The sequence below is a fragment of the Saccharopolyspora oryzae genome, from assembly GCF_027853915.1.
Taxonomy (GTDB): domain Bacteria; phylum Actinomycetota; class Actinomycetes; order Mycobacteriales; family Pseudonocardiaceae; genus Saccharopolyspora; species Saccharopolyspora oryzae.
Genome location: NZ_JAQGLA010000157.1, coordinates 1 through 6,774 on the forward strand (window position 1 = coordinate 1; position 6,774 = coordinate 6,774).

7 protein-coding genes are annotated in these 6,774 nt (G+C 68.4%); all 7 read left to right on the forward strand.

All coding sequences use genetic code 11. From position 1 onward, the window contains the following. On the forward strand, positions 1-821 hold an 821-nt coding region (locus tag OU415_RS37570; RefSeq protein ID WP_270954542.1), incomplete at its 5' end, for an MCE family protein. Then, positions 818-1,807 carry an MCE family protein gene (locus OU415_RS37575; protein WP_270954543.1) on the forward strand — a complete coding sequence of 330 codons (990 nt, stop codon included), beginning with the start codon at positions 818-820 and terminating at the stop codon, positions 1,805-1,807. The genes OU415_RS37570 and OU415_RS37575, both read left to right, overlap by 4 nt. After that, positions 1,804-2,781 carry an MCE family protein gene (locus OU415_RS37580; RefSeq protein WP_270954544.1) on the forward strand — a complete coding sequence of 326 codons (978 nt, stop codon included), beginning with the start codon at positions 1,804-1,806 and terminating at the stop codon, positions 2,779-2,781. The genes OU415_RS37575 and OU415_RS37580 overlap by 4 nt, the downstream gene beginning before the upstream one ends. Next, positions 2,778-3,851, forward strand: a complete 1,074-nt coding sequence (locus tag OU415_RS37585; protein WP_270954545.1) for an MCE family protein — start codon at positions 2,778-2,780, stop codon at positions 3,849-3,851. Before OU415_RS37580 ends, OU415_RS37585 begins: the two co-directional genes overlap by 4 nt. Further along, entirely contained in the window at positions 3,848-4,864 is a 1,017-nt protein-coding gene (locus tag OU415_RS37590) for an MCE family protein (protein WP_270954546.1), read from the forward strand. Before OU415_RS37585 ends, OU415_RS37590 begins: the two co-directional genes overlap by 4 nt. After that, a complete protein-coding gene (locus tag OU415_RS37595; RefSeq protein ID WP_270954547.1) occupies positions 4,861-6,060 on the forward strand; it encodes an MlaD family protein in 1,200 nt (399 codons plus the stop codon). Before OU415_RS37590 ends, OU415_RS37595 begins: the two co-directional genes overlap by 4 nt. Next, positions 6,060-6,584, forward strand: coding sequence for a hypothetical protein (locus OU415_RS37600; protein WP_270954548.1), 525 nt, complete (start codon positions 6,060-6,062; stop codon positions 6,582-6,584). The genes OU415_RS37595 and OU415_RS37600 overlap by 1 nt, the downstream gene beginning before the upstream one ends. Positions 6,585-6,774 lie beyond the last annotated feature (190 nt).

Sequence of the window (6,774 nt, forward strand, 5' to 3'; positions counted from 1 at the left end):
CCTCGGCCAGCACGGCGCACGCGCCCGGTGCTCAGCACGCTGCCGACGACACCCACCCCACCATGCAGCTGTACCACGCCTACAACCGGCTCTACGACCTGGTGGATTCGCTGCAACCAGCGCAGCTCCAGGTCTCGCTTTCCGCGCTGGCCGAGGCGCTGCGCGGACGCGGTGAACAGCTGGGCGAGCTGATCGACGACTCCGCTCAGCTGACCGCCGATCCGCCGCTGACCGGTGACGACTTGGCCGACCTCGCCGCACTCGCCGACGACATCGCAGCTGCGGCACCGGATGCGGTGCGAGCGTTGGACGACGCCGTCGCACTGTCCGGCACCGTAGTGCAGCGACGGCAGGACATCGGTGATCTGCTCGGGGCGGGGTTGGCGTTCACCTCCCAGTCGCAGCGGTTCGTCGACGAGAACTCCGAGCGGATCATCCAGCTCGTGCGGTCCGGTGAGCCGGTCGCCGACGTGCTCGGGCGCCATCCCGGAGCGATTCGCGAGGGCGTGAACGGCCTGGACACCTTCCTCGACGGTGCGAACCGCTCGTTGTCCACCGGATTCTTCAAGATCCGCCTGTCCGGGACGTTGCACCGGCCGTACCCCTACGGCCCCGAGGACTGCCCGCGCTATCCCGGCATGGACGGGCCGAACTGCCACGACGCGCGGCTGCGCGGACCGATCGGCCCCGTGGGCGGTCAGCAGGAACGCGACGTGCTGCGCGAGCTCGCGCCGCTGCTTCCCGGGAGTCCGCCCGCTCCCGATGCGCTGGGCCTGCTGCTGGGCCCGGTAGTGCGCGGAACGGAGGTCGTCACTCCGTGAAACCTACTCTCCGGTTCGCCGTCTTCGTCGTCGTGTCGCTGTTCTGCGGTGTCCTCGTGGTGAACACGCTGACGGATCCGATGACCGGTCGATCGGTGCCCTACCGCGCGGTGTTCACCGACGTCGCGGGCCTGCAGCCGGGGAGCGAGGTGACGGTGGCCGGGGTGCGGGTCGGCACGGTCACCGAGGTCGCCGCGCGCGGTGGTCTCGCCGAAGTGGACTTCGAAGTCGTCGCTGAGCAGCCCGTCCCCGCCACCGGTCTCGCCGTCATCCGCTACGCCGACCTCACCGGTGCCCGCGCGCTCGCGCTGACCCCGGGACAGGGCGGCCCGCCACTGGCGCCGGGCGCCACCATCCCGGTCGAACGAACCCGCCCGGCCCTCGACCTCACCGCACTGCTCAACGGGTTCAAACCGCTCTTCGACACGCTGGAGCCCGCGCAGGTCAACCAGTTGGCGGGCGAGATCGTCGCGGTGTTCCAGGGCGAAGGCGGGACGGTGTCCGCGCTGCTGACGCGGATCGTGTCGCTGACCGATGCCCTGGCGTCCCGCGACGAGGTGATCGGCGAGGTGATCGACAACCTCAACTCAGTGCTGGGCACGGTGCAGCAGCGGCGCGAGGACCTGCGCGGTCTGGTGGACGGGCTCGGGAGGCTGGCTGCGGAGACCGCGGCCAGCCGTCAGGAGATCGCCGCCGCCATCGACAGCGGTTCCGAAGTCGCCGGCTCGCTCGCACGACTGCTCGACGGCCTAGGACCCCAGCTGTCCCGCGACGTGCGCTCGGTGCAGGACGTCACGTCGATGCTGGTGCGCAATCAAAGCCAGATCGACGGTGCTGTCCAGGACATGCCCGCGTTCCTGAACGCCTTGGACCGGGCGACGAGCTACGGGTCCTGGGCGAACGTCTACCTGTGCAACCTAGGTGTTGCCGTCGACGGCGTCCAGGCAGACCTCGGGGCCGGCCCGCACACGGAGGTCTGCCGATGAGGAAGGTGCTGGTAAACGGAGCGATCGGGGCGATCGTGCTGCTCCTCCTGCTGACCGCGTCCGCGACCGTGCCCCGGGTGGTGTTCCTGCTGCGCACCGACGAGTACCACGCCGAGTTCGCCAACGCCGCCGGCCTCACCGAAGGAACCCAGGTCATGCTCGCCGGGGTGCCGTCGGGCCGGGTGACCGACGTGGCGTTGGCCGGGGATCGGGTGCGCGTCTCGTTCCGGCTCGACAGCGCGCACAGCCTCGGCTCGACGACCACCGCGGCGATCAAGCTGCGCACGGTCCTCGGAACCCGTTACCTGAGCGTGGATTCCACCGGCCCGGGCCAGCTCTCCCCCGGCGAAACGATCCCGCTGGACCGGACTTCGGTGCCCTACAGCCTCGACGAGCTCCAAACCGACGCGAAGTCCACCGCCGAAGGCCTCGACCTGCCTCAGCTGCGCACCATGATCGCCACCTTGGAGGACGTGACGCCGCAGGACCCGAAGCTACTCGGCGACGCGCTCAACGGAGTCGCGACGGCGTCGGCGATCATCGGTGAACGGGGGCAACAGCTGCAGGAACTGCTGCGCAGCACCCAGACCTTGACCTCGACCCTGGTCGAGCAGCAGGACACCCTGGTGACGCTGCTGGGCGATGCGCAGCTTGTGGTCGACACCCTGCAGCAGCGCCGGATGGTCGTCCGCCAGCTCATCACCGATGTGGACACCGTCGTCGACCACCTGCACCGGCTGGTCTCGGACAACCGGGACGTCCTGGATCCGCTGCTGAACGATCTGCACGCGCTCACCGACTCCCTCGCACGCAATGACAGAGCCATCGACGAGAGCCTGCAACGGCTCGGTCCGACGGGCCGGTACCTGGCCAACGCAACGGGGAACGGCCCCTGGGCCGATGTCTCGGCGCCGCTGGGGCCGGTCCCGGACAACGTGCTGTGCGCCGCCGGGCTGTTCAAGGGGTGCCGATGAGCCGGAAGCTGCTGATCGTCTGCTGCGTGCTGGCCGCGCTGATCACCGGTGCCTGGTTCACCGTGCTGTCGCCGCGACCGGCGCTGCGCGTGGCAGCCGATTTCAGCTTCGCCGACGGCATCTTCCCCGGGAGCCGGGTGGCGATCCTCGGTGTCCCGGTGGGCCGGGTCGAGTCCGTGGAGCCGCAGGGCTCGACCGTGCGAGTGCGGATGTCCATGCCTGCCGACATCGCACTCCCCTCGGGCGCACAGGCCTACATCATGAGCCCTGCGATCATCAGCGACCGATACGTCGAGCTGGGGCCTGCCTACACCGGCGGCCCGCGGCTGGCCGACGACGCGCTGATCCCGGTGCAGCGCACCCATTCCCCGATCCGGTTCGACCAGTTGGCCGCGTCTTTGGACACGCTGATGGCGGCCTTCGGACCTTCCGGCGGCGATCCGGGCGTGCTCGACCGGCTGCTCCGCAGCAGCGCGGCCTCGCTGGACGGGCGGGGGCCGCAGATCCGGGATGCGATCACCAATCTGTCGCGCGCCAGCGAAGTGCTGGCCACGAACAGCGGCGACATCGGGTCGGTGGTGGACAACCTCGACCAGCTGGTCCAGCTGCTGGTCCGCCACCGCGACACCGTGGACTCGCTGGCCGCTTCCACAGCGCAGGCAGGAGCGGATTTCCAGGCCCAGCAAGCGGAGATCAGCGATGCGCTCACGAAGCTGTCCGACGTTCTGGTGACCGTCGACGACCTCGTGCGGCGCCACGGCGAGCAACTCGGCGGTGACATCGGCCAGCTGTCCCAGTTCGCCGGCACCCTGGCCGCTCGGCAGCAGGAACTGGCCGAGACGCTGGACACGACGCCGCTGGCGATGGACAACTTCAGCCGGGCCGTCACCCCGGACCAACGCCTGCGGTTGCGGCTGACGATCTCCACGAACCTCAGCCAGACCGACACCACTGCCCGGTTGTGCCGGCAGTTGCCGCTGCCGCTGTGCACCGGTGCGGGCATCACCAACCCGGTCCCGTTCCCACCGGACATCGAACCGCTGCGTGCCGTGCTGGGAGGTGGCCGGTGAAACGCCTCGTGTTCGCTGCGGTGCTCCTGACCACGTCGTGCGGGCTGAGCCTGCAGAACGCACCGATCGGCACAGGTGGTTCCGGATACCAGGTCACCGCGGTGTTCGCCGATGTCGGACGTCTGCCGAAGGGCGGTGCGGTGCGGCTGGGCCAAGGTGTGGTGGGTCGGGTGTCGAAGATCGGCACCGCGGACTTCCGCGCGATCGTCGAGCTCGACATCGACCAGGAGGTGCGGTTACCGGTGGGCACCACGGCACGCCTGGAACTCGCCTCACCGCTGGGCGAGGAGTTCGTGGTCCTGCAACCACCGCCCGCACCTGGCGGAGAGGTGCTGATCGACGGCTCGGTGATCCCGCTCGAGCAGACCTCCCGCGGCCCGGACGTGGAGAACGCGCTGGCTGCCGCCAGCACCCTGCTCAACGGCGCGGGCATCGACCAGGCGCGTACCGTCGTCACCGAGCTCAACACCGCGCTCACCGGCCGCGAGCAGCAGGTGCGCGACTTGCTGGGGCAGCTGGAACGGACCCTGACCTCGCTGGACCAGCACCGCGCCGAACTCACCCATCTCATCGGCTCGGTGCACGCGACCTCGCAACACCTGGCCGATGACCAGGCCTCGCTGGACGCCGCGCTGACCGAGGTGCGGCCCGCGATCGACGTGCTGCTCGCCGAACGCGAGCGCTTCACCGCGCTGCTGGACAGCACCGCTTCGCTGAGCACTGCGACTGCTGCGCTCGTGGAGCGGACCGACGAGTCGCTGACCCGGCAGGTCGAGAAGTTCCGGCCGGTGCTGGCCGACTTGCGTTCCCTCGACAGCGGACTGGCCACCACGGTGGGTTCGCTGCGCCGGTTCTTCGACCTGATCCAGCAGGCAACGCCCGGTGATTACGTACTGTTCAACGGCACGCTCGACGTTCCGGGAACCGTGGTGCAGCTGCTCGCCCCCGGAAAGCCGATGCCGCCGCCGGCTTCGGGTGATGTCAGATCGGTCCTGCGCGGAGGTACTCGATGAACCGCCGCCTGGTCCTGGCCCAGCTCGCGCTGTTCCTGGCGATCAGCATCGCCTGCACCTATTACGTGATCACCAACGTCGCCGGGCCGAGTGCGCTGCGCGATCCGATCCGGGTGACCGCACGCATGCCCGACGCGGCATCGGTGACCCCGAGTTCCCAGGTCACCTACCGGGGAGTGGTCATCGGCACGGTGTCCGATGTCCGCATCGACCCCGGCGGGGACGGGGTTTCGGTCCAGCTCGCGCTGCACCCTGACGCGCAGGTTCCGGCGGACAGCGACGCCGTAATCAGCATGGCCACGCCTCTGGCGGTGCAGACGGTGGACCTGCAACCCGCCACCAGCTCCGGGCCCTACCTCCACGACGGCAGCACCATCGATGCAGAGCACACGCGACGACCGGTCCCGCTGGACACCTTGCTGGTGCACTTCACGGAGCTCAGCGAGCAGTTGCGGCCGGAAGACGTTTCCGCGGTCACCGAAGCACTCTCCACTGGGCTCGCGGGCAAAGGCCCGGAGCTGACGCGCATCCTCGACAACTCAGCGACGCTGCTCAAAGCCACCCGCGAGCACCAACCCCAGCTGGACCGGCTGATCAACAACGCGCGTCCCCTGACCGGTCCCGAAGGCGACCGGATCCGCGACCTGACGGCGGGCCTGCGCTCGCTGTCCGGCGAGATCCGCGAGCACCAACCGGAGCTCGACCGAATCCTGGACACCGCCCCCAGCGCCACCCAACGCCTCACCGAATTGTTCGCGCGCAACGACCCGGCCACGACGGCGCTCCTGGGCAACCTGGTCACCACGGGCCAGATCGTCATGGTCCGCACCCCGGCCTTGGACCAGCTGCTCATCTCACTACCGGAAGCCCTGTCCGGCCTGGGCGGAGTGGTCCACGGTGACACGGCCGACCTGTACTTGATCGGCACCCAAGGCCCGATCTGCGCCACGGGGACAGAACGCCGCTCCCCCACGGAGGTGGAACCCCGCGAGGCCAATCTGAGCGGCCACTGCCCACCGGATCAACCCAACGTCGGCCAGCGCGGCGCGGCCAACGCCCCACGCCCGGCAATGACCACCTACGACCCGACTACTGGCCGAACCCGGGCCGGCGTCCAACTCGGTGCCGCGGGTGGCCAAGCGACGATCCTCGGCCCACGGTCCTGGTATTCCGTACCGCTGCAAGGAGTCCGCTGATGACCGACACCGAAGAAACCGAACCCGAGCGCAAGTCCCTGCTCCAGCGGGTGTGGCAGCCGAAGAGCCTGCTCGTGCTCGCCCTGCTGATCGCTGTCTTCGGAATGCTGGGCGCTATGGGCTCGCAGCTGCAGCAGGCGCAAGCTGTCGAAGACGCTCGGCGCAGTGCGCTGGATGCGGCACGCACTTATGCGACTGATCTGTCCACTTACGACTTCAACAGCTTGGAGCGGAACTTCTCGGCCGTCACCGCCAACTCTCACGGGCAGTTCGCTGAGCAGTACAAGGAGATCAGCGGTAGTCTGACCGAGTTGATCAGGCAGAACCGTGCCGTTTCGAAGGGCACCGTCGTGTCCGCTGGGGTTGCTGAGGCCGATGAGCAACGGGCTGTTGTGACGTTGTTCGTTGATCAGGAGATCACCAACGTCAACAGTCCTCAGCCTCGTATTGATCGGAATCGGATGCAGATGACGCTTGTTCGGTCTGATTCTCGTTGGCTTATCGAGGACATCAAGTTGCTCTAGGGTGGCTTGGCTTCTTGTTTTCGCTGTTGAGTTTTCAAGGTGCTTTCTACCTGTGTCTGTTCAGTTGTTGGTGGGGGTCATCCCCGTGGTTGGTGGATTGTGGGGGCTGTGCTCCGGATGTCAAGCCCGGCCTTTGGCCGCCCCTGCGGGGTTTCAGGCTTGACATCCGGACCCCAGCCCCGTTTTGGCT